The 23,656-nt window shown below is 48.5% G+C and carries 22 protein-coding genes; 7 read left to right on the top strand and 15 right to left on the bottom strand.

Annotated features, from left to right (window positions below; all coding sequences use genetic code 11):
• Positions 1-627: 627 nt before the first annotated feature.
• From Q4E40_RS16650 to Q4E40_RS16640, 3 genes are all read left to right on the top strand, one after another.
• Positions 628-2,475, top strand: coding sequence for a malectin domain-containing carbohydrate-binding protein (locus Q4E40_RS16650; protein WP_368411175.1), 1,848 nt, complete (start codon positions 628-630; stop codon positions 2,473-2,475).
• Between the two features lie 467 nt (positions 2,476-2,942).
• The gene (locus Q4E40_RS16645; RefSeq protein WP_303413732.1) at positions 2,943-4,202 is read left to right on the top strand and encodes a glycosyltransferase family 4 protein; all 1,260 of its coding nucleotides are present in this window, start codon (positions 2,943-2,945) and stop codon (positions 4,200-4,202) included.
• Positions 4,203-4,629: 427 nt separating this feature from the next.
• Positions 4,630-5,631, top strand: a complete 1,002-nt coding sequence (locus Q4E40_RS16640; protein WP_303413730.1) for a sugar transferase — start codon at positions 4,630-4,632, stop codon at positions 5,629-5,631.
• A gap of 243 nt (positions 5,632-5,874) precedes the next feature.
• Here the strand turns inward: Q4E40_RS16640 and Q4E40_RS16635 are convergent, their stop codons facing one another.
• The 3 genes from Q4E40_RS16635 to Q4E40_RS16625 all read right to left on the bottom strand — a co-directional run bounded on the left by Q4E40_RS16635 (position 5,875) and on the right by Q4E40_RS16625 (position 8,497).
• Positions 5,875-7,170 (bottom strand): hypothetical protein, encoded by a 1,296-nt coding sequence (locus tag Q4E40_RS16635; protein WP_303413728.1) that lies wholly within the window; start codon positions 7,168-7,170, stop codon positions 5,875-5,877.
• A gap of 3 nt (positions 7,171-7,173) precedes the next feature.
• Positions 7,174-7,614 (bottom strand): hypothetical protein, encoded by a 441-nt coding sequence (locus tag Q4E40_RS16630; protein WP_303413727.1) that lies wholly within the window; start codon positions 7,612-7,614, stop codon positions 7,174-7,176.
• A gap of 202 nt (positions 7,615-7,816) precedes the next feature.
• Positions 7,817-8,497, bottom strand: a complete 681-nt coding sequence (locus Q4E40_RS16625; protein WP_303413726.1) for a thioredoxin family protein — start codon at positions 8,495-8,497, stop codon at positions 7,817-7,819.
• A 372-nt stretch (positions 8,498-8,869) separates the two neighbouring features.
• Between Q4E40_RS16625 and Q4E40_RS16620 the strand changes: the two genes are divergently transcribed.
• From Q4E40_RS16620 to Q4E40_RS16605, 4 genes are all read left to right on the top strand, one after another.
• On the top strand, positions 8,870-10,063 hold the full coding sequence (locus tag Q4E40_RS16620; RefSeq protein WP_303413724.1) for a proline dehydrogenase family protein: 1,194 nt from the start codon (positions 8,870-8,872) through the stop codon (positions 10,061-10,063).
• A gap of 256 nt (positions 10,064-10,319) precedes the next feature.
• Positions 10,320-12,125, top strand: a complete 1,806-nt coding sequence (locus tag Q4E40_RS16615) for a hypothetical protein (RefSeq protein ID WP_303413722.1) — start codon at positions 10,320-10,322, stop codon at positions 12,123-12,125.
• Positions 12,126-12,131: 6 nt separating this feature from the next.
• Positions 12,132-12,581: a 6-pyruvoyl trahydropterin synthase family protein gene (locus Q4E40_RS16610; RefSeq protein ID WP_303413721.1), complete on the top strand. Its 450-nt coding sequence runs from the start codon at positions 12,132-12,134 to the stop codon at positions 12,579-12,581.
• Between the two features lie 166 nt (positions 12,582-12,747).
• Positions 12,748-12,978 carry a hypothetical protein gene (locus tag Q4E40_RS16605; RefSeq protein WP_303413720.1) on the top strand — a complete coding sequence of 77 codons (231 nt, stop codon included), beginning with the start codon at positions 12,748-12,750 and terminating at the stop codon, positions 12,976-12,978.
• 86 nt (positions 12,979-13,064) lie between these two features.
• Here Q4E40_RS16605 and Q4E40_RS16600 read toward each other — a convergent pair whose 3' ends face one another.
• The 12 genes from Q4E40_RS16600 to Q4E40_RS16545 all read right to left on the bottom strand — a co-directional run bounded on the left by Q4E40_RS16600 (position 13,065) and on the right by Q4E40_RS16545 (position 23,623).
• Positions 13,065-13,832 (bottom strand): ABC transporter permease subunit, encoded by a 768-nt coding sequence (locus Q4E40_RS16600; protein WP_303413719.1) that lies wholly within the window; start codon positions 13,830-13,832, stop codon positions 13,065-13,067.
• 3 nt (positions 13,833-13,835) lie between these two features.
• The gene (locus Q4E40_RS16595) at positions 13,836-14,546 is read right to left on the bottom strand and encodes an ABC transporter ATP-binding protein (protein WP_303413718.1); all 711 of its coding nucleotides are present in this window, start codon (positions 14,544-14,546) and stop codon (positions 13,836-13,838) included.
• A complete protein-coding gene (locus tag Q4E40_RS16590) occupies positions 14,479-15,807 on the bottom strand; it encodes a nitrous oxide reductase family maturation protein NosD (RefSeq protein WP_303413717.1) in 1,329 nt (442 codons plus the stop codon). Before Q4E40_RS16590 ends, Q4E40_RS16595 begins: the two co-directional genes overlap by 68 nt.
• The gene (locus tag Q4E40_RS16585) at positions 15,791-16,258 is read right to left on the bottom strand and encodes a nitrous oxide reductase accessory protein NosL (RefSeq protein ID WP_303413716.1); all 468 of its coding nucleotides are present in this window, start codon (positions 16,256-16,258) and stop codon (positions 15,791-15,793) included. The genes Q4E40_RS16590 and Q4E40_RS16585 overlap by 17 nt, the downstream gene beginning before the upstream one ends.
• Positions 16,259-16,274: 16 nt before the next feature.
• Positions 16,275-16,856: a hypothetical protein gene (locus tag Q4E40_RS16580; RefSeq protein ID WP_303413715.1), complete on the bottom strand. Its 582-nt coding sequence runs from the start codon at positions 16,854-16,856 to the stop codon at positions 16,275-16,277.
• An 82-nt stretch (positions 16,857-16,938) separates the two neighbouring features.
• Positions 16,939-18,975 carry a Sec-dependent nitrous-oxide reductase gene (nosZ, locus tag Q4E40_RS16575; RefSeq protein WP_303413713.1) on the bottom strand — a complete coding sequence of 679 codons (2,037 nt, stop codon included), beginning with the start codon at positions 18,973-18,975 and terminating at the stop codon, positions 16,939-16,941.
• Between the two features lie 16 nt (positions 18,976-18,991).
• Positions 18,992-19,537, bottom strand: coding sequence for a c-type cytochrome (locus Q4E40_RS16570; protein ID WP_303413712.1), 546 nt, complete (start codon positions 19,535-19,537; stop codon positions 18,992-18,994).
• A 296-nt stretch (positions 19,538-19,833) separates the two neighbouring features.
• The gene (locus Q4E40_RS16565) at positions 19,834-20,601 is read right to left on the bottom strand and encodes an ABC transporter permease subunit (protein ID WP_303413711.1); all 768 of its coding nucleotides are present in this window, start codon (positions 20,599-20,601) and stop codon (positions 19,834-19,836) included.
• A gap of 3 nt (positions 20,602-20,604) precedes the next feature.
• Positions 20,605-21,312: an ABC transporter ATP-binding protein gene (locus Q4E40_RS16560; RefSeq protein WP_303413710.1), complete on the bottom strand. Its 708-nt coding sequence runs from the start codon at positions 21,310-21,312 to the stop codon at positions 20,605-20,607.
• Positions 21,275-22,525: a nitrous oxide reductase family maturation protein NosD gene (locus Q4E40_RS16555; protein ID WP_303413752.1), complete on the bottom strand. Its 1,251-nt coding sequence runs from the start codon at positions 22,523-22,525 to the stop codon at positions 21,275-21,277. The genes Q4E40_RS16560 and Q4E40_RS16555 overlap by 38 nt, the downstream gene beginning before the upstream one ends.
• 31 nt (positions 22,526-22,556) lie before the next feature.
• The gene (locus Q4E40_RS16550; RefSeq protein WP_303413709.1) at positions 22,557-23,024 is read right to left on the bottom strand and encodes a nitrous oxide reductase accessory protein NosL; all 468 of its coding nucleotides are present in this window, start codon (positions 23,022-23,024) and stop codon (positions 22,557-22,559) included.
• Positions 23,021-23,623, bottom strand: a complete 603-nt coding sequence (locus Q4E40_RS16545) for a hypothetical protein (RefSeq protein ID WP_303413708.1) — start codon at positions 23,621-23,623, stop codon at positions 23,021-23,023. The genes Q4E40_RS16550 and Q4E40_RS16545 overlap by 4 nt, the downstream gene beginning before the upstream one ends.
• Between the last annotated feature and the right edge of the window lie 33 nt (positions 23,624-23,656).

The following is a 23,656-nucleotide window of genomic DNA, read 5'->3' as shown; positions in this document are numbered from 1 at the left end:
CTAAGTCCCAAACTCAGCTTATTTTAGGTTTAGCTTTATAGCTAAGTCTTTTATACACTTGATGAATGCTAATTACTCCAAGTGAGTAAGGTTTTGGCACCAATCATCTATTTGCGTTTGCCACTATTAGGCGAGGAGTCTATAGTTCAACAGCAATTATGTACCCCATACTATTAACTTCCTTTCAAAAGCATTTACATAAATTAATTAATAAGCCCCAAACCATTGTACTTAGCACACATATAACCACGATGCATTTAATAAATTAATCTACTTTATATACAAATGCCTTTATACAAGCAATTACACTCTCCCAATCATCTATATAGATAGATATAAAGATAAATTTAATGATTCAAATATAAACTAAGGAATAAGAGTGAAAACGCCATTCTTTTAGCGAATGATTTGGCCCTTAAGGGATCAATAGTTTATGTTTGTGATATAGATATAAAGAAATGAACGATAAGAAATAAGATTTAGACACTTAAAACACCTTTAATATAACACAATTTTTAATAACCAAATTCATATTTAACACTTTATAAACAGACGGTATCTTATAAAATAAACACAATTTAAATTAACCCTAAAAACAATTAATAAATTAGAAATTCTTTTAGCCAAATGAAAAGAAAAAACCTTTTAGCCATTCCATTATTATCCTTACTCACTTTAACAGCTTGCAACAAGAACGAACTAGTAGAACCAGACTATGCTGTTTCTGCAAGTACTGTTAGCAACATTACTTCAGTAGAGTCAGGAAGAAGAAACCTTTTAGTTGAAGAAAGATTTGAAACTGCTGTCAGCAGCTCATTTATAGGTGGCAACTATGGTGACTTTTATAAGTTTCAAACTTCAAAATCCTATAGCTTCACAACACCAACATCGGTAGTAAGAAATGGAAATAGAGCAGCCCGCTTTGAGATGAGGAGCGCTGACTCAGGTGTTGTTCGCGCCGAAGCAGTAGCCAGAAAGAGTGAAACAAACCGCCATCGATGGTATGGCCTAAGCATGTATCTGCCAAGTGACGCATGGGCTAATAACACAACAAGTAGTGGTTGGGATATTATAACACAGTTCTGGTCACAACCTGATGCAGGAGAAGGGCCAAGGAACCCCCCAATCGACCTATATGTATCTAAAGGCAGAATGTACCTAAAGGTAGTTTGGGCATCTAAAGCTATCCATACAGACGCTACAAAAGACGGAGAGAAAACCTACGATTTAGGTCCCGTTGAGAAAGACAAGTGGTTAGATTTTGTTTATCATATAAATTTTTCTTATAAATCGGATGGTGTTTTAGAAGTATGGAAGAATGGGGTTAAGGTAGTGGATCATAGAGGTCCAAACAGCTACAATGACCAGACAGTACCTTACTTCAAGTACGGAATTTATAAAAGAAATTGGGAAAACATTTCTAAGCGTGTGATATATGTTGACGATGTACGTGTAGGCAGCGAGAACGCAACATATAATGATGTGGCACCTTCACGCAGTACATCCAGCACCACTTCAACTATCACTAGCACATCTAGCCTGATTAATGCTGGCGGGAGTCAGTTGACCGATAGTCAGTCACGTACTTGGTCTGCCGACGCTAACTACTCAGGTGGCTTGTCTACAAACAGGGCCTTGGCCATCGCCAACACCACAGATGATGCGCTATACCGTTACTACCGCATTGCTTCCAACGGGGCGGCCATTAACTACAGCGTCCCTGTCAAGGAGGCGGGAAACTATACAGTAAAGCTCCACTTTGTGGAGCCTTACTTTAAAGCCTCTAACTCGAGGGTGTTCAACGTCAACTTGGAGGGGCAGCGGGTCTTGACTAACTATGACATCTACAATGAATCCGGCTATGCCAGAGCAGTAGTAAAAACCTTCAATGTCTCTGTTTCAGATGGCGTGCTCAACATCAACTTAGGATCGGTGAAAAACAATGCCATCATCTCTGCCATTGAGGTAACCCCAGTTAACTTGACTTCCCTTAGCACAAGCACCTCTTCAGCCTCCAGCGCATTTAGCCTGATCAATGCCGGCGGAAAACAGTTAACCGATAGTCAGTCACGTACTTGGTCTGCCGACGCTAACTACTCGGGTGGCTTGTCTACAAACAGGGCCTTGGCCATCGCCAACACCACAGATGATGCGCTATACCGTTACTACCGCATTGCTTCCAACGGGGCGGCCATTAACTACAGCGTCCCTGTCAAGGAGGCGGGAAACTATACAGTAAAGCTCCACTTTGTGGAGCCTTACTTTAAAGCCTCTAACTCGAGGGTGTTCAACGTCAACTTGGAGGGGCAGCGGGTCTTGACCAACTATGACATCTACAATGAATCCGGTTATGCCAGAGCAGTAGTAAAAACCTTCAATGTCTCTGTTTCAGATGGCGTGCTCAACATCAACTTAGGATCGGTGAAAAACAATGCCATCATCTCTGCCATTGAGGTACTAGAGCAATATTCATGATTATTTATTTCTAGGTATATTATGTAAACATATACATCATTAATTATATAGTATACACTATACATGAAAAAGGCCTGTGGTACTGGAGGAAACTCTTCGGTGCCACAGGCCTTTTTCATGTACAGGGTATACTAAACTGCAAAAGAAATAAAATAATTAGAGAGCTTTTCTTATTAGAATGTATAGAACCTGACGAATATATATATCTTAAAATAATTGAGCAGTATAAATTACACCACTTAAAAAGACAAGGCGCAACCTAATATTTGGCTACTTTTATTTATAATAAGTACTAGATATAATTGTCCTTCATTACCTGGAATATCAAAAAATAAAAATAAAATACAAAATTACTTAAGTGATTAATAATAGTAATGTTTATAACTATTACTATTATTAAATAATATAGCAACAAAATGCAAAGTTTAAGGTATAATACTTAAACCACCCTAAAGTATATTCTCGTTATGAAAGTTCTTTACTTTTACCAATTATTCTCTACCCCAAAAGGGGCTTGGGGCACAAGAGTGTATGAGTTTACACGTAACTGGGTGAAGCAAGGACATGAAGTCACAGTAGTTACCAGTATATATAGCAAGTCTGACTTAAAAGCAACAAAATTTACAGAAAGCCAGTCTTTTGAGGGAATAAAAGTAAAAGTATTAAATATAAGATTAGACAATAAGCAATCATTCTATAAGAGAGTTTGGTCATTCTTACAGTATAGCACCCTATCATCCTACTACGCATTAACATTGAAGGCTGACGTTGTTATTGCTTCCTCCGGACCTTTGACAGTTGGTATACCTGGGCTAATTGCAAAATATATACGGGGACGAAAACTTGTTTTTGAAGTAAGAGACCTATGGCCTTCTGGAGCAATTGAATTGGGCCTGATTAAGAACTCACTATTAAAAAAAGTCTGCTATTGGCTTGAAAAACAATGTTATAAAGCTTCATCCTATATAATTACTCTTTCCCCAGGTATGACACAGGATATTCAACGTAGATTTGATATAAGCAAAATTACAGATGTAACAAATGCTGCAAATATATCTCTGTTTTCTACACCTACTCAATTCCCTACCACTAAGTCAGATCTAAGACCAAAACAGTATGCTATTTATACAGGAAATATAGGCATGGCCAATAACTCTTATTGGCTTTATAATACAGCAAAGTCTCTACAACTGCAAGGAAGATCAGACATAAAAATACTAATGATTGGAGATGGGCAACAACGTGAGGAACTAATTGAAAGAGCAAGAGAAGAAGGCATAACAAATTATATTAATCTAGGGTTAATGCCTAAAGAAAACTTAGTAAGCTATTTGCAGCATGCGCTAGTGTCAGTTGTTTCTTTTAAAGCAACTCCAGTACTCGACACCTGCTCACCAAATAAGTTTTTTGAATCCCTTGCAGCAGGTGTGCCGGTTATTCAGAGCACACAAGGTTGGATGAAAGACTTTCTTGAAGAACACAAGGTTGGATATACGTTGGACCCTAATGACCCCGATCAGCTAGCAAAAACTTTAATCAATATGAGCGAAAACCCTGAAGCAGTACACACAATGGGATTAAGGGCATCAAATGTTGCCGCCGTCCATTTTGATAAAGATTACCTAGCTGAAAAGATGCTCAAAGTCTTACAGGCTGTTCATGAAACCTCTCCTGTTGATTCTCTGCCTACAGTAGATTCTGAGTTTTCATTAAAGCAATATAACTAAAACTCAAATATAAATTTACGTCTTTTCTTATTTTAACATAGCTCAGTTTTACTGGTCATAGGTATATAATAAATTATAATTATATATATATAATCATATCTCGCCTATCTATAAATTGTAAATCAGACATACCGGCATAGTATGTAATATAACTATTAAACTATTTATAAATATAGCAATATAATATATTATATTTTATATATAAAATTTTTAGAATTTATATTTCCTTATACCAATCCTTCCTTATACCCATAAAAATAAACTTTTAGCTAAATAAAAGTTGCATTTTATCAAATATAAATAAATTACCAATTTTTATAATCTTTTTATTACTTTTTTTACTACTTCCCCGTATATACAATTAATAATAAATATAAGTCAAATAATTTGTTCACTTGCTTTTATAGTAATCCAAAATTTAAGGTTTATGAGTGTACATCTATTATCCTCGAATAGCTTTGATTTAAATAGGACAAAACTTAAAGTTGTTAGGCAAGAAAGTATAAAGAGTAAGAGATGCCTTATTATCAATCCTGGGGTTATAGCAGAAGAGCTTGTAAAGGAGCCTAAATTTGAAAAAAAGTATACAACAGAATTTTGGAATGAATCTTCTAAAACTGATTTAGCTACTTTTCTGGAATCTAATCAATATGATGTAATTTTGTTAGATCCTAGTTATAACATCTCACTAAGTCATACTCAATTAAAGTACATTAATAACTTAAGAGTAAAGCAAGTTTGTGTGTATAACCTGGCTTCGTTTTATGAAAGTTTTACGAAACGAATTCCATCTGTACATTGCAAGTCATGGCTTATAAGCAGTGACTTATTTTATGTAAATTCACGTAGAAATTTCTTCTATATTAAGAGGGCAATTGATCTGGCAGTTGCTATTTCTATTACCCCGATAGCCGCCATCTTAGTGTTAGCAGCAATATTTTGTATAAAGGTAACATCAAAAGGGCCTGCATTCTTCATCCAAAACAGAGTAGGGCTTAAAGGAAAAATTTTTAGCATCTATAAGCTTAGAACCATGTACTATTGCCCTGAAGGCACAAACAATGCTTTCACAGTTTTTAATGATGTAAGAATAACTCCAATTGGCAGATTTTTAAGAAAGACCAAAATAGATGAGCTGCCTCAGCTTATAAATATTCTATGTGGTCACATGAGTTTAATCGGCCCAAGACCCGAGAAAGAAGATATAGTTTGTAGACTAGCAGAGGAAGCTCCTTACTATAACCTAAGACATGCAATAAGACCTGGAGTAACGGGTTTAGCTCAAGTTACGCACCCTACCGCTACTCCTGAGCAAAATCTTCAAAAGTTAGAATACGATCTCTTCTATTTAAAGAATGCATCTTTGTTATTAGACATTAAAATATTCTTTAAAACTATAAAAGTAGTATTGACAATGAACAGTCTTTAGTGTGGCGTATAATAAATTTCAGGACATATTATACTATTAACTTTCCGTGGCTAAATTGAAAGCTTTTAATGTTTTGCGGAAACAGTAATTTTAGCCACAAGCAAATGTCATCAAATTTAGCAATGGTACTTAGTTTCAGATTTGATAAAAGGGATCTTGAAGCTTAACGTTTATGTTTCTCATCTAGTGCCCTTACCAATAGTCATTTTTTTCTGCAGTAAAACTAAGAAGTTTGGTATAGACTCAAGTGCCAATCCTCCTCAACCCACTCACCCTCAACCCCCGCTGACCCAGAAAAAGCAGCCCCAGCCCCAGCGGCATCAGCACACTCGCCCAGAACATCAGCCAGTTGAAACTCGGCAAAGCCGTCAGCCCGAGCCAGAGCAAAGTGCCCTGCCCGAACAGCATTAATTCCGTAGCAAAGAAGCCGGCCAGAAAAAGCGTCAGCCCGATACCGCCATACCGGCCGAGTCGGTAGAGGTTTTGCTGCAGCAGGAAGCCCAGCACGAAGAGCGACACAAAACCGAGCAGCGACAGGTGCAGGTAGCCGATGATGAAGTAGCGGAGTTTGTAGGCCAGATCCGCCATGTACGGGAAAGCGGAGGCCGTTTGCAAGGCCAGTTTCAGCACAAAAAAGAACAGCGCCATACCTACCAGCGCCCGCACCCAGGGCTTCAGCAAAAGCACGGTTTCTGCCCATACCTGCCGTACTACTTTTATAAGGTATAGCAGCCCCGCCAGCTGCATGGCCACCGACACATACCCGACGGAGTATACCCAGTCCGCCGGTTTTGTCCAGAGCACCGAGAGCGCATAGGCAGGTAGACAAGCCAAAGCCAGCATCCAGAAAGCCCGCATGGCCCAGTGGCGGTTGAAGTCGATTTGGTTACGCTCCAGAAACCAGAACAGCAAGCCGAGCACGGCAAAGGTAAACCAACCGTTGTACTGGAAGTGCAGGTAAAAATAGATGGCCGAGTAGTAGAGTTCGCCGCCAATCGTGCCCTTCGCCATGATCGGCCCCATGGCCCAGGGACCAATGGAAGACACCACCATGAACAGCAAAGCCGTACCGATGTATTTCAGCGAAGTGGCGTGCGTGTTAAGATCTACATTAAGTTGCACATGCTTCCAGTAGCTGCGGGCAAACCAGTAGCTGAGCAGGATGTGCATCGTCGAGAAGATGATGGAGAAAAGTGCATAGCCCTGCACCGGGAAGGTGAACAGCATGCCCAGCACCGAGACCTGTGTCAGGAAAAACTGCCGTCGGAAAGAGGTGCGTGCCGCGCCAGTAACCGCCGGAAAAATGTAAAGCAGGGCCGCAAAAAAAGCGCAGTAGAGCCAACCCAGCAAGGCCACATGCGAGTGCGCGTGCAGGAAGTATTTAAAGTTGACGCCGTCTACAGGCGACACCATGAGCCAGCGCAGGAAAAGGCCCAGCATAGCCACTAGCACCAAATAACCCAATGCGATGCGTGCCCGCACCAGGGTATCATGTCCCGTTTGTGGTAACTGCTGCAGCCTCTCCCTAACCTCTTTCATCGTTTATTCAAAGTACTGGTTGAATGCCTTCAGCCGCTCATTTACACGAGTGAAGGCTGCTTCAGACTGGTGTTCGTCGTTGCCGTCTAACAGGTTCACGTCCTCCACCAGCGGCATCAGGTATACGTGCAGCATGTCATGGGCGGGGCCTTTCATGCGGCAGTCTTTGAAGAGTCCCTGCATTTCCGCCTTCATCGAAGTGCCCAAATCGTTGTAAGCGGCTGCCGAGTTGTTCTCGGCCTGTGCGTTAAATTCCTGCACCATACCTTGCAACTGGGCGATGTGGCGGTTGATTGGCTCGTCGGCTTTCCAGCGCTCGGTGCCGTTCAGGGCAAGCGTTTGCTCTTCATGCACCACTTCGGTATGTTCTGTTTCCATGTCGCGCTCAGTTCCGCACATGGAGGTTAAACTGGCCAGGAAAATCGCGATGATCATTAGTTTCATAAGACTTATATCTATTTATTGATTGAAAATGGATTTTAAGACAGTACCTTCTCTTCCTCCCCAGGGTCGTTAAGTTCTAGCAAACTCTCCCCTTAAGGACAAGTGAGACGCGAGTCGAAACTTGCGAGCTTAGCTCTCAGAGGGGTGTTTACAGTTGCTAGGAAAATGAATTTGGCCTATGATTGGCGCTTCGACTCTGACTTTACACCCCTATAATCCCCTCAAGGGGATAGTTGTCGGCAGAACTTAACGACTCTTCCTCCCCCGTTACAGGTATAGCGCCTAGCACCAGCCGTAGCAAATCCTGCTGCAAGGACTGGCTGCGGTCTTTGGCATACAGGGTATGCACCAGTGTATGGATGTCTTCTTTCGCCGCATTTGGGTGTTTCTCCTTAAACTGCAGCACCTCCTCGAGTATCGCCAGCGGCCGCGGCCCCCATGTGAAGAGTCGCTCATTCGTTTCAGCGTTCAAACAGATCAGCTTAGGTATAGCGCGGCTGCCGTTGGTGAGGCAGGTGTCCATCCAGGCCGGGTTTTCATCCCGCAGAATAACGGTCAGCTCGATCGTCGGCACGGCGTCGGCAATGGCGGCCAAAGCCGGCATCTGCTGCGCTCCGTCCCCGCACCACGACTCCAACAGCACCACCCAATGCCACTCCGGACGCGGCTGTTGCAGGGCCCCCAACAGTTCAGGGTCTATTTTGAACTGTTTCTCCACACGCTTCATGCGCTGCAGATTGAGTTTGGTGAAGGCGATGCGTTCTTCGGTCTGCTCCGGGCCTGTAGTCATGTTATCAGCCACCAGTTGCTCCACCAGCAGTCTGTAACTCTGATAGGTCAGCGGATTGATAAGTTCGGGGGTGAGTATATCGGGGGTGTTCATGTGTTTGATTTAAATTTCATGCAATTCTACCCTTTTCCACCGCTTTATAAAATGACTTAAGTCACTCACATACAATATTTAACAAATCTTATTTACGCTGTAAAAACATATACCTATAAAATGATCTATGTCACTATTTAGACTAACTATGCTCATTTCCACAGCATGGAAACAGGACTAACTTGTGCCTTCATCCAAGCTCAAATCTACCAGCCATGTTGCATCGGTTAATTGGTGGTCCATACGCTCATTTGCCAGCTACACCAGTCCTGGGCCATACCTTAATGAGGGTATTTTTCGCTGCATCTTGCCGACCAAACAAACCGCTATACCTGAATTAGAAATACTTTCATCTAAAGAATTGCCACATACATGAGTACGACAACTATACAACCGACCAGCACTTTCGACCCGAACGACCTGAGGATCGCCTTCAGTAACAAAACGGACAAGGAGCTCAAGCTCGCCCACTTCCTCTTTAAGATGATGGGCAAACCTACTTTAGTGAAGCTGGGCGGCGTGGCCTCGGTCTGGGCGCTTAAGCTGGGGCTTCCGATCAAGGGCCTCGTGAAAGGCACCATTTACAGCCACTTCTGCGGAGGCGAAACAGCACAGGAAGCCCAACGTGCCATTCGCCGCATGGCCAACGCCAGGGTATACACCGTGCTCGACTATGCCGCCGAAGCCAAGGAAGACGAAGCCGGGTTTGACCACGTACTCGACGAGATCATGCGCAACATCCGGCTGGCAAAAGTTACAGGCGAGATTCCCTACATCAGCGTGAAACTGACAGGTATAGGCTCCCGTGATATTTTCCAGAAACTGCAGGAAGGCGAAGTGCTGACTACACAAGAACAGGCCGCTTTCCAGCGTACAGAGAGTCGCCTGGATATAATTTGCAAGGCTGCTTACGAAGCCAATATCACCGTTTACATCGACGCCGAGGAGACCTGGCTGCAGCAGCCTATGGACGAACTGGCCGAAAAGATGATGCTGCGCTACAACGAGCGCCGCGCCGTCGTTTTCAACACGCTGCAGATGTACCGCACCGACCGTATTGCCTACCTCACCGATTTGCTCAAGCGAAGCGAAGGCTACGACGTGATTCTGGGGATAAAGATCGTGCGCGGCGCCTACATCGAGAAAGAACAGGAACGTGCCGTCGAACATGGTTACCCGAGCCCGGTCTTCCATATCAAGGCCGATACCGACCGCAGCTTTGACGGGGCCATCGACATCTGTCTGCAAAACCTGCACCGTGTGGAGCTTTGCGCCGCCACGCACAACGAATCCAGCACCCGCTACCTCGTCAACCAGATCAACCGCCAGGGTATAGCCGACCACCAAAAGCGCATCCACTTTTCGCAACTCTACGGCATGAGCGACAACCTGACCTACAACCTGGCCAGCGCCGGTTTCAACGCCTCCAAATACCTGCCTTACGGCGACGTGGCCACCACCCTGCCTTATATGATCAGGAGAGCGGAGGAAAACACGTCCATCGCCGGGCAAATGGGCCGCGAGTTGAGCTTGCTGGAGGCGGAGATAAAGCGGCGGGGATTGTGACCCCTTCCCGAAAAAGGTTTAATACCCTCGCTCGCGTCCCGCGAGTGTAAGATTTTTTAGTGGCGTCCCGCCACTTGTGCCGATAGGCACAGACACAAGCGGCCGGAGTCCGCATAATAACTCACACTCGCGGGACGCGAGCGAGGGCAAAAGGGAAGGTTGGAGGAGGTAAAACTCCAGATTCCTCCCTCAGGTCGAAATGACAGAAAGGTTAAAAAGTAAAAACAAAATCAAATCGATACAGCATTTTTCATTCATGATCAAAAACACACCGCACACCTTCCACATCCCGGTAATGGGCCTGGCCTTTTCCATCGACTCGCCTATGAAAGTGGCGCAGTATGGCATCTCTTCGGTTGTCTCGCTCAGCGACGATACGCTGATCGAGCAGATGCGTGAGTATTACAGCCAGGTATACCAGGAGCCGTTCACGCCGATCTCGCAGAAAGAAGAAGACTACCGCGCCCGTCGCATTACGGCCTACCTCAACCTGGCCGACCGCATCGTGAAACTCCAGGTACAGGCGCTGAAACAAGAGCCCTTTGATTCGGAGTCGCGCCTGACCAAGTATTTTTTGCTGCTGCCAGACAATGCCCCGTTGAAGGCGATGTACAGAAAAATGCTGCAGACCAGTAACCCGGAGCTGAAAAAGATCATGCAGGACGAGTTGCGCCATGCCGTGGTGCCGGGCAGCATCGATGTGAACATCATGACCAAGCTCGACAAAACCAATTACGACAAAGACGGCAACCCGCTGCCATCCGAGTACTCCGACGCGCTGGCCGCACTGCGTGGTTTTGCCAAAAGCACGGTACATGCTTCGGTGATTTTCTCGGCCGGTATGAACATGCGTCTCTACAGCTACCTCGAGCAGTTCCCTTGCTTCTTCCCCGACAAAAATGGCTTTCTGCAAAAACAGGTGGTGATCAAAGTGAGCGACTACCGCTCGGCTTTCGTGCAGGGCAAGATCCTGGCTAAAAAAGGCATCTGGGTATCGGAATTCCGCATTGAATCTGGTTTGAACTGTGGCGGCCACGCCTTTGCTACAGACGGCTATTTGCTCGGACCGATCCTGGAAGAATTCAAACAAAACCGACAGACCATGCAGGACGAGCTCTATACCTTGTTCAGCGCAAACCTTGCGGCCAAAGGATACACTATACCTGAAACTGCGCCCACTATGCACATCACCGTGCAGGGCGGCATCGGCACATCAGATGAGCATAACTTTTTGCTGGAGCACTACGGCATGGACGCCGCAGGTTGGGGCACTCCGTTTTTGCTCGTTCCTGAAGCCACAACCGTCGACGCGGAAACCATGGAAAAGCTGGCGCGTGCCAAAAAAGAAGACCTATACCTGAGCCCGATCTCCCCACTTGGTGTGCCTTTTAATTCCATGCGCGGCACCAGTTCCGAGGCGCTTACGCTGGCGCGTATCGAAAAAGGCAAACCAGGCAGTCCCTGCGAAAAGAAGCACCTGGTGTCCAACACTGAGTTCACCAAAGAGCCCATCTGCACGGCCTCCCGCAAGTACCAGCGCAACAAACTGGTAGAGCTGCAAGGTATGGGCATGCCGGAAGCCGAATACAAAGCGGCAGAAGCCAAAGTGCTGGAAAAAGAATGCCTCTGCGAAGGCCTGGCCAACACCGCCCTGTTAAAGTTTGGCATCAGCCGCAAGGCCGTTGCTTCACGTCCGGTTGCCATTTGCCCGGGTCCGAACCTGGCTTACTTCTCCAACATTTTCAAGCTGCAGGAGATGGTCGACCATATCTACGGCCGTGTGAATGTGTTGAACAACACCTATCGTCCGCATGTGTTCATCAACGAGCTTACTATGTACGTGCAATACTGGAAAAACAAGAAGGCCGAACTGCAGGAAACCATGACCGATAAGCAGGAAAAATACCTGCAGAATTTCTGGCAGAACCTGCAGCATGGCATCGCTTATTACAAGGAACTAGTGCCGACCCTTTTCAAAGACCAGTTGGAGAAGCGCATGCTGCTACTGGATGAATTATTGGAGGCCGAAGATCAGTTGCAAGTGGCCAATCAGAAGGTATAGAGCATTATGAGTAGAATACGATTAACACGCCTGTTCACGTTTGAAGCCGCGCACGCCCTCCAGAATTACAAGGGTGGTTGCCGCAACATTCACGGGCATTCTTACCGGCTGGAGGTAACCATTATCGGCACTCCCATCGTGAGCGAAACGCACCCGAATGACGGCATGGTGATGGATTTCAAGGACCTCAAAAAGATAGTGCAGGAAACCCTCATCGACCCGATCGACCATGCCTTGCTGCTCCGTCAGGACGCGTCGCTGGAGTTGGTGGAGGCACTGCGCCACCTGGAGCATAAACTGGTGCTCACCCCGTTTCAGCCAACTTGCGAGAACATGCTGATCGATTTCAAACAGCGCATCAGGCACTTGCTGCCGGAGTACGTGGCGTTGCACAGCCTCAAGCTCTGGGAAACGGAGAAGTCGTTTGCGGAGTGGTATGCTGCGGATAATGTGTAGCTGAGAATCCTTTCCTTCAAAACCGCCCTGTTCGCCTGGCTAATGCCATGATCAGGGTGGTTTTCTTGTGTCTTCCCAAGCAGGTTGTAACTGGTTTTCAGCAAGATCCTTTGAAACGAAGCGGTTCTAAAATCGTTTTAGAGAGTTCAAACCATTTCGTACGACTATGAAAAAGACACTTATAATTTTTGTTGGGATTTTCTTCTTCTCCTGCAGTTCTGACAATACCACACGCGACACCGCCGATGACGCCAATACTCGCGACGCCGAAACGATAGATGAAAGCGTAGAGATAGGAGCTGGTGAGGAGGTAAGCCCGCAGCTTGACATGGAGGACGACACCGCGGCCTTCGAAGTAGACACTATATCGAACACAACCGGTACCAATCAACAGTAACACAATAATCACAAAAAGTCCCCGCCTTTCGCAAGGCGGGGACTTTTTGTGGGGTGTATCTTAGATAAGTAACTTGTCTACCTGCCCTACAAGTCTCTTTTGATGAAGGCCCTTCTGGAGATCAGCAGCGGCACGAGCACCCAGAGCACGAGTATTAGAAAGGCAATACCCACGCCCCAGCCGCTGCCGAAGATGCTCTTGTAGAGAGCGCCCGTGTAGCCCATCATGGCCGAAACGTCCAGGTTTAAGAGCACCATCACCCTGCCCAGGTCCACCGGGTTGAGGGCCGTGAGCGCCAGGGTGGCGTACTCGAGCGGGTAGTCGCCGAAGGAGTAGAGGATAAAGAGCACGATGCCGTCGTAGATCAGGGCAAAGTAAAACCACAGCATCAGGGCTATACCTATACCTTTGGCCTTATCTCTGGTGATGACCGAGGCCAGAAAGGCCAGGGCTACGAAGATGAAGGTGATGAACACCCCCGTCAGCACCAGGTACAGCCCCGTGGCCCCGGGAGCGAACAGCAGCACAGGTATACCCACCCCGATCAGAAAGGCGGCAGACAGCGAGAGGGACACGCCCAGGTACTCACTCAGGAAGATCTTGCTGCGCCGGATGGGTTGGGAGACCAGCAGCTCCATGAACTCATAGGAGTTGTAGAAGTGGGTGGTGGCAAAGACGATGCTGATCAGCGGCACGGTCAGCAGCACCAGGTTCAAAAGGCTCAGCAGGCCCTTGTCGGCGCTGCCGCCCAGGTTGAACAACCCGATCGAGAGCAAGAGCAGAAACAAGGTATAAGCGACAACGATCTTGCTGCGCACGATATCATACAAAACGTATTTGATGATCTTGTTCATGGCTTATAGCACTCTCCCTTCTTTCATGATTTTAGCAACCGCGCGGCTCAGGCGTGTTTCCTGCGTTTGCGCCTTCAGGTCAGAAATAGTTTCATAAAACATCACATTGCCGTCTACCAGGCAGAGTATCTCATCGGCCACTTCCTCAATCTCGCTCATCACGTGCGAGGTGATGAGCACCAGCTTGCCTTTCTTTTTCTCTTTCAGGATTTTGCCTTTCAGTATCTCCGCCGAGATCGGGTCGAGGCCGGCGGTGGGTTCATCGAGAATCAGAACCTCCGGGTCGAAAAGAAAGGCAATCGCGGCACTCACTTTCTGCTTCGTGCCGCCCGACAGGGAGCCCATTCTCTTGTCATACATTTCTTCCAGCCGGTACAAACCGATCAGTTCTTCGTCCACAGCATCTTCTTTACGGATGTCGCGCACCATCTCGATCACCTGCCGGATTTTCATGTTCTCGGGGTACTTGCCGATCTGGGGCATGTAGCCGATCTGGCTGCGGTAGGCGTGTTTTTTGAGCACGCTCTCGCCATTCATTTTAATGTCGCCGCTGTCGGGCAGCACCATGCCCAGGATGCACTTGCTCATGGTGGTTTTGCCTGCACCGTTCGGTCCGATGATGGATATTACTTTACCTTTTTCGAGCTCAACGCTCACGCCACGGAGCACTTGCAGTTTGCCGTAGGACTTGTACAAATTCTCTATTGTTATCATGATCTATCTTCTTCATTAGCGGCTGTTCGTCAACCAGGGTTTGGGGAATGATACTCGGCATTACTTTTTCCATGTTGTCCAGCAGATCCACCATAAAGCTGCGCATGAACATGATGGAAGGTGGCACCTGCTCTACCAGCATGGAGTACAGACTCACCGGCCGGTACGGCACATCGCCTATGCCGTCTTTATCCAGGTCGTAGCCCGTGTACTTGTCCCAGTAGTTGTGCTCAAAGTAGTTGTGCTGTGCATTCCCGTTGGTACTGATGTCAAAAGAGTTTCCTGTGAAGTTGTTCAGCCGGAAGGTATCGTCTATACACGTGGTCATCAATTTGATTGCCCAGCCGTTGCGCTCGAAATCATTGTTTTTGAAATCCAGGCGGCTGGAGCTTTCCATGTGTATACCGGTGGTGTTGCGCCGGAAAATGTTGTTGTGAATAAAACTGTTGTTTATTTCTTTCAGGAGCAGTCCGTAGGAGGCAGCGCCCCAGTTGTCCTCGAAGGTGTTATACTCCATGTGGACGTTGGTGGTATACATCACCGCCACGCCGGCACCGTTCTTCTGGAAAGTATTATGGGTATATACGTTGTTATCCGAGAACATGAAGTGCAGGCCGTAGCGCATGTTCTGGTGACTGGTGTTACGCTGCACCTTGCTGTTCTTCACCGTCTCCAGGTAGATGCCGTCCCGGTGGCCCTGCACATCATTCCCGATGATCTGCACGTCATCTGTGTAGTACAGGTGGATGGCGTTGCCAAGCGAAGACTCCGTCTTGCCCAGGTTCTCCCCCTTTATCACGTTGTCTTTAATGACGATGCTGTCTGCGTACTGCAGGTATATCCCGTAGTAGGTTTTCAGGATGGTGTTGTTCAGTATCCGGATGTTGTTCTGCTGCCTGACCCGGATAGCGGCGTCGTCGCGGGTATAGCTGGTGGCCACGTTTTGCAGCGTGAAGCCCTGGATGGTGACATTGTCAGAAGCCACCGTGATGAGCTGCCCGCTGTTCTGGCCGTCAATCACCGGGTTGTTTTGCCCGATCAGGCGAATGGGTTGAGTGATCTCTATACCAGACTCTTTGTACGTGCCCCCGTCCACGAGCACCACATCGCCGGCTTTGGCCTTGCTGACGGCCGCTTTCACGGAGCGGTACTCGCAGGTAGAGCACACCTTTAGTGTGCCGCCAACAGCCTGCAGGCTCGTCAGCAGCAGTACAAAGGCGCATGCCGTCCAGATGATGATATGTTTACTCGGGTTTCTCATTATTTCTTACAGCTTGTTTAACCTCCTCCCAGTTCAGCAGGCGGCCTCCATACTCTTGTTGCATATTAGTAGCCGTGGCTTCATCCGCCACAGCCGTCAGGAACATGCCCATGGGGCTGGGCAGCTCGGTGCTTTGCAGGAAATGCGCCTTGTCCACCTCGATGAGTGTATTCGGGTTGGCAAAGTCTGTTACCAGCAGATAAGCTGCTTTGTCACTTATTTCTTTATGCTCCAGGGTATAGGACGCCAGGCACTCGGCCGCGTCGAAGTAAAAAGCCTTGCCTTTGTCGTTCACCAGTTCAGCGCCATACCTGTTGTCCGACACGGTCATCTGGCAGTGGGTACAATTAGCCTCCCCATAGGGCACAGGTTTAGGTTCCACTGAGCAGCCCGCCGCTCCAATTAGTAAGAGTAGGAGGCTCAGTGTGTAAAGGGTGTGTTTGTGTAACATGTCGTAGATTTTCGGGTTAAGTGGAATTGATTTTACGCTTGCTCAGTAGGTATACGAGTCCGCCTATGACGAGAGCCAGGAAGATGCCAATGCTACCCCAGGCGGGCAGCGAGAGCGCATTGAAATTGAGTAGTGCTTTGTGTCCCAGCAAGGGCGGGATGTACGTCATGCCTGGTACTTTGATGGGGGCAGTCGGGTCGAGGTTGGTGCCGAACCTGTGTAGCCAGAGGTAGAAATCGGCGATGCCGGCAGCGCCACCTATGGCCAGCAGAACAACCCAGAGCAGCACCAGCTTTCGTTTACCGAGTAGCCCCACGATCACGCCTGTCACCATAAAGAAAATGACAATATAGGGCATATACTTCAGCTCGGCAAATGATTCAGCATGAATCGGCTTCATCCCGATGTAGTGATTCAAGATGTTGAAATTCTGCAGTACGCTCTCCGAACTACCGCCCAGTTTGTCTATCCAGATGTGTAGCTCTAACCCCTCGGGGTATTGTGGCGCCTCCAGGTATATCTTCCACATCGGAAGGAAAAACAGTGTACCGAGTGACAAAGCTGCCACTACCATCAGTATTCTCAGGTATATGCGCATCTTTTACCTTTAGTGAGGAGGTATAAAAAGACAGCGAAGCCTGGTTTTAACAAACTCCGCTGTCTTTCACAATCAGCTAATCTTAATTTACACTTGCCTGGGCCGGAGGTACCGGTCGCTTTTCGCCAGTCGAGAATTTTATAGGGACATTAGATCCCCTCGGTGACACCCGCACGTAGCCTTGCATTTCCTGGTGAAGGGCCGAGCAGAAGTCCGTACAGTAGAACGGATATACGCCCGGCTGCTTCGGCACCCAGCGCAGCGACTGCGTGGCGCCCGGCATGATCAGGGTCTCAGAGTTGTTGGCGCCCATCACAGCGAAGCCATGCGGTACGTCCCAGTCCTGCTCTAGGTTAGTCACATGGAATATGACGGTATCGCCCACCTGCACACCTTCGATGTTGTCTGGAGTAAAGTGGCTTCGGATCGAGGTCATTTTAATTTTTACTGTCCTACCCTGCCGCGTCACACTGGCGTCAGACTCTTTTTTCACAGCATCCGGGTGGGTGTTATCTCCCAATTTGTAGAACTTGACACTGTTCGGAGCCACCTTATCCGCTGCAATAGCCTGCGCGTAATGTGGCTCTGCCAGGGTCGGGAAGTCAAGGAGCAGCCTCATTTTATCCCCGCTGATGTCGATCAGTTGGGCAGCGTGCACCAGTTCGGGTCCGGTTGGCAGGTAGCGGTCTTTGGTAATCTTGTTCATCACCACCAGGTACTTGCCGTTCGGCTCTTTGGTATCGCCGCCCGGAATCATCAGGTGGCCCGGCGAGTAGTAGACCGGAATTCTATCCAATACCTGCAGGTCTTTCACGTTCCACTTCACCACTTCCGACGACACGAACATGGTCGAGTAACCGTTGCCTTTGTCGTCGAACTCGGTGTGCAATGGTCCCAGACCCGGCTCTTTTACTTCGCCATACAGTACAGACTCGTATTTGAATACCGGGATACCGTTCACCTCGCCGTCAAAATCTTTGTTTTCAATGGCTTTCTGCATTTTAGAGAAAGAGAACACCGGCAATGACGACGCCAGCTTACCATTCACCACCATGTACTCCCCTGTTGGGTCCACGTCGATGCCGTGTGGCGACTTGGGCGCCGGGATCAGGTACATCATGCCCGGGCACTCTTCCGGCAGCAGGTAACGGACTTTCTTTATAACATTAGACTTAGCTTGGTGCGAACCATGGTCTTTTATATTGTGGTAATAGTTGGCTGGCATCTCATGCGCCTTGCCTTCGGCGGCATACTTGGCTGCCAGCTTCCAGTTGATGGCCGCCAGGTAGTCGCGGTCGTTTTGCGATGCCCCAAGCTCCTTCAAAGTGCGGGATTTCTCCGTGTTGTAAGTAGTAAAGAACACCCAGTCTTCAGAAGGACCTTTACCACCGTTGGCCAGGTCATAGTCAAAGCCTGGCACCAGCACCTGGAAGTCCAGCTCCATGTGGCCATCCTCTTCGTTTGTTTTGATGAAAGAGATAGATCCCCGGAACTTATCTTTGTATTCTTCCAGGCTGGCATCTCCCATCCCCCCTTTTTCCAGATCGAGTGGAACCGAGAAGCGGGTGCCTGCCAGAATGTATTCGTTGTTGTTGGTCGGGTATGGCGAGCAGTGGTTACCGGCAGAGTTCGGGATCTCCATGATCTCTACTGTCTCGAAGGTTGCCAGATCAACTTTTGCCACACGTGGCGTGTTATTGCCATTCACATACAGGAACTTGCCATCCGCTAAACCATCGGTGCGCGACAGCTTCGGGTGGTGCAGGTCATCCCAAGGCACAAAACCATGGGAGGTCATCAGCATTGGCTTTGATTCCTCGTTGTAGCCATAGCCGTTCTCGGCGAACTGTGAGAAAACAGGAATCACCTTAAGCAGTCGGCCGGAAGGAAGGCCGTAGACCGATACCTGCCCGTTGAAACCTCCGGAAAGGAAGGAATAGTATTCATCATGCTGTCCTGGTGGAACATAAACTGCGGCCGAGGCCTCAGAGTCTACCACATCGGATTTCTTACTCTCATCTCCACCTCCACATCCCTGTAGTACCACACCCACTATGAGCATAAGCATGAAGCCTAGCCTGGGTGCTATCAGTCTTGAAATAGGGTCAAGTACTTCCATGATTTTTGGGGTTTAGTTATTTTCCTTGTGCCTGGAGATCATTCAGTCGTAAGAACTCCAGTATAGCGCGTGCGTCCTGCTCGTTGATGTTCTGGTTCGTCATTTGCGTCAGGTGCTCAGCCAGAAGCTTTTTGGCGGTGGGGTCTTTCTTGGTCATTTCCTCCGGGTTGATCACCATGTTCATGATCCACTCCGGCTTGCGTTTTTCTGTTACACCCAGCAGGCCCGGGCCAACAATTTTCTGATCGGTGAGCTGGTGGCAGGCAGAACATTTCCCTTCAAATATGGTCTTCCCCTCAGCCGCCAGGGCATCATCTATGTTCTCACTTACTTCAATGGAAGAAACGGGTCCTATACCTTTGCCATCATCCTCTACGGGAGCCTGTTCCTGCTGGTGTGCCAGCCCGGTCTGCTCCTGTGCCTCAGTAGCATTTTTTTCATTGTCGCCTGATGAACAGCTAAAAAGCATCGTGCCACAGAAAAGGGCCGCTACGCCATACCTCATAGATCCAAGCAAAATATTCCGCAGAAAGTTGTTTAATGAATAAGACTGATTTGTCATAGTTTTGGTGGTTAAGTTGGATTACTGTTAAACAATACTGCGATTGTGTACGCACCATAGGTCCTTCGGTTTGATTTGGAGGTTATTGCTGACGTCAACCAGCACATTCTTATAGCTTAATTTTCAGCACTATACCTTCTACCTGAAGCATTAGGCAAGGAAGTAGAGCATCTCCTGTAACAGTTGCAAAAAGCCTAGATCCTGTAAAGCAGAAGAGCGCAGGCCTTTCGACCTGCGCTCTTCTGCGCGCAAACAATATCAATTTATTTTTTGCAGCAACTGCGGCATTTTCTGCCCTACAAATCCCGTTTCTGGAAGACCCTACGGGAGGTGAGCAGCGGCACGAGCACCCAGAGCACGAGCACGACAAAGGCGATGCCCACGCCCCAGCCGCTGCCGAAGATGCTCTTGTAGAGAGCCCCCGTGTAGCCCATCATGGCCGAGACGTCCAGGTTTAGGAGCACCATCACCCTACCCAGGTCCACCGGGTTGAGGGCCGTGAGCGCCAGGGTGGCGTACTCGAGCGGGTAGTCGCCGAAGGAGTAGAGGATAAAGAGCACGATGCCATCATAGATCAGGGCAAAGTAGAACCACAGCATCAGGGCTATACCTATACCTTTGGCCTTATCTCTGGTGATGACCGAGGCCAGAAAGGCCAGGGCTACGAAGATGAAGGTGATGAACAGGCCCGTGAGCACCAAATACAAACCTGTGGCCCCGGGAGCGAACAGCAGCACAGGTATACCCACCCCGATCAGAAAGGCGGCAGACAGCGAGAGGGACACGCCCAGGTACTCGCTCAGGAAGATCTTGCTGCGCCGGATGGGTTGGGAGACCAGCAGCTCCATGAACTCATAGGAGTTGTAGAAGTGGGTGGTGGCAAAGACGATGCTGATGAGCGGCACCGTCAAAAGCACCAGGTTCAGCAGGCTCAGCAGACCCTTGTCGGCGCTGCCCCCCAGGTTGAACAACCCGATCGAGAGCAAGAGCAGAAACAAGGTATAAGCGACAACGATCTTGCTGCGCACGATATCATAAAGTACGTATTTGATGATCTTGTTCATGGTCTAGTCCTCCTCATTCATAATTTTGGCAATGGCACGGCTCAGGCGCTCCTCGTTGGTGTTTTGCTTGATACCGGAAATCGTGTCGTGGAATTTCACCGCGCCGTCCATCAGGCACATTACTTCGTCGGCCACCTCCTCCACTTCGCTCATGATGTGCGACGTGATTAGGATAAGCTTGCCCTTTTTCTTTTCCTTCAGGATCTTACACTTGAGTATCTCCGCCGAGATCGGGTCGAGGCCGGCGGTCGGTTCATCGAGAATAAGCACCTGCGGGTCGAACATGAAGGCAAGTGCCGCACTCACTTTCTGCTTCGTGCCGCCCGACAGGGAGCCCATTCTTTTGTCATACATATTTTGGAGGCCATAGAGGCCTATCAGTTCTTCGTCAATCACGGTGGCGTCTTTACGGATGTCGCGCACCATCTCGATCACCTGCCGGATTTTCATATTTTCCGGGTACTTGCCGATCTGGGGCATATAGCCGATCTGGCTGCGGTAGGCGTGCTTTTTGAGCACGCTTTCGCCGTTGAATTTGATCTCGCCGCTGTCGGGCAGCACCATGCCCAGGATGCACTTGCTCATGGTGGTCTTGCCTGCGCCGTTCGGGCCGATGATGGATACTACACGGCCACCGTCAAAATTTACTGTCAGGTCTTTTAGTACGGTTAGCTTACCGTAGGTTTTGGACAAGTTTTCTATCGCTATCATGATTTATCTTCTTCATTTGAGGTCGGTCATCAACCAGGCTCTCAGGTATAAAACTCGGCAGAACTTTCTCGATGCTGTCCATCAGGTCTACCATAAAACTGCGCATAAACATCACCGAAGGCGGCACCCGCTCTACCAGCATGGAGTACAGACTCACCGGCCGGTAAGGCACATCGCCTGTTTTGTCTTTGTCAAGGTCGTAGCCACCGTATTTGTCCCAGTAGTTGTGCTCGAACAGGTTCATGGTCGGGCTTCCGTTGGTGCTCACATCAAAGGAGTTGCCGGTAAAGTTGTTGAGCCGGAAGGTATCCTGAATGCAGCTCGACAGCAGCCGTATGGCCCAACCGTTGCGGTCAAAATCGTTGCTGGAGATATCGAGCCGGCTGGAACTCTCCATGTAGATGCCGGTGGTGTTTCGGCGGAACGTGTTGTTAAGGATCACACTTTGCGAGATATCCTTCAGGAGTAGTCCGTAGGCAGCTGCCCCCCAGTTGTCCTCGAAGGTGTTGTGCTCCATGCGCACGTTGCGGGTATACATCACCGCCACACCGGCCCCGTTCTTGCTGAAAATATTGTGGGTGTACACGTTGCCGTCCGAGAACATAAAATGCAGGCCATACCTGTTGTTGCGCTCGCTGATGTTCTGGTGAACCCGGCTGTTGGTCACGTACTCGAAATAGATGCCGTCGCGGTGACCCTCTACTTTGTTGTTGCTTATTTCGGCTCCGTCGGTGCGCCACACGTGTATGGCGTTGCCCAGCGACGATTCAATCTTGCCGGTGCTCTCCCCTTTCACCACGTTGCCTTTCACCACGCTGTTGTCAGCGTTCTGAAGGTATATCCCGAAGTAGGTGTTAAGCACTGTGTTGTTGAGGATCTGAATGTTCTCGTGGTCTGCCACCCGAATGGCGGCATCGTCGCGCATGTAGCTCACGGCTACGTTCTGTACCGTGAAGCCTTCCAACTTCACATTGGAAGATTTGATGGTGATGATCTGGCCGCTGTTCTGGCCGTCAATAACTGGATTGTTGCGCCCGATTAAACTGATGGGCTGAGTGATCTCTATACCTGACTCTTTGTACACACCCCCGTCCACGAGCACGATGTCACCGGCTTTCGCCTGGCGCACGGCCTCTTTAACGGAGTGGTACTCGCAGGTGGTACACACCTTTAGCGTGTCGCCGAGTGCCGAAGGGCTACTTAGCAACCACACCAAAGTGCATGCTGTCCAAACTACTAGGTATTTACTCAGGTTTTTCATGATTCTGTACGGCTGTCAGAGCCTCTTCCCAGTTCAGCAGGCGACCGCCTACTTCCTGTAGCATTTTAGTGGCCGTGGCCTGGTCCGACACAGCGGTCAGGAACATGCCCATTGGACTTGGAAGTTCTTTGCTCTGTATAAAATTGGCGCTACGGGCGTCAATCAATTCATTCGGTTTTGTGAAGTCGGTCACCAGCACATAGGCGGCATTCTCCACCTGATCCGGGTTTTGGTGCAGGTATAGGGCCAGGCACTCGGCTGAATCGAAGAAGAACGGTTTGCCCTTGTCGTTGACCATCTCTGCGCCATACCGGTTGTCTGACACGGTCATCTGGCAGTGGGTGCAGTTCACTTCACCATAGGCAATGGGCTTTGGCTCTACCCGGCAACCTGCCAGCAGTAGTATGACCAGTAGCACCAGGCAGCTCATGTATAGGCGAAGCGATTTCATACCATTACTTTTTTAGCTGTTTTCACCTGCACCGTATTGCGGCTGAAGTAATATACCAGGCCTGCTAACAGTACTGCCAGCCCTATTCCAAGGCTACCCAATGCAGGCAGCGACAAGGCTTCGAAGTTCAGGAGCGTTTTGTTTCCCAGCAGTGGCGGCACGTAGGTCATACCAGGCACTTTGATCGGAGCGGTCGGGTCGAGGTTGGTACCGAACTTGTTGAGCCACATGTAGAAGTCGGCTATACCTACCGCACCGCCTATCATCAGCAGCACAACCCAGGAAAGCACCAGTTTTCTATTGCCCAGTAGGGCCACCAGTATACCTGCCACCATAAAGAAGATGACGATATAAGGCATGATCTTGAGTTCGGCGAAAGAGTCGGCGTGGATCGGCTCCATGCCGATGTAGTGGTTGAGAATATTGAAGTTCTGGATTGCTCCATCTGTGTCACCTGAAATCTGGTTCACCCAGATGTGCATCTCCAGTCCCTCTGGGTACTGTGGCGCTTTGAGGTAGATCTTCCACATCGGGAAGAGGAATAACAAACCGAGAGACAGCGAGGCTATCATCATCAGCACTTTGTGGTAAGCTTTCATCCTTGTTTGGTTTAAGGTGAAATTTAAAAATTA

Origin of the sequence: Pontibacter coccineus (genome assembly GCF_030546575.1) — a bacterium.
Classification (GTDB): Bacteria; Bacteroidota; Bacteroidia; order Cytophagales; family Hymenobacteraceae; genus Pontibacter; species Pontibacter coccineus.
This window is presented reverse-complemented; position numbering and strand designations above follow the sequence as displayed.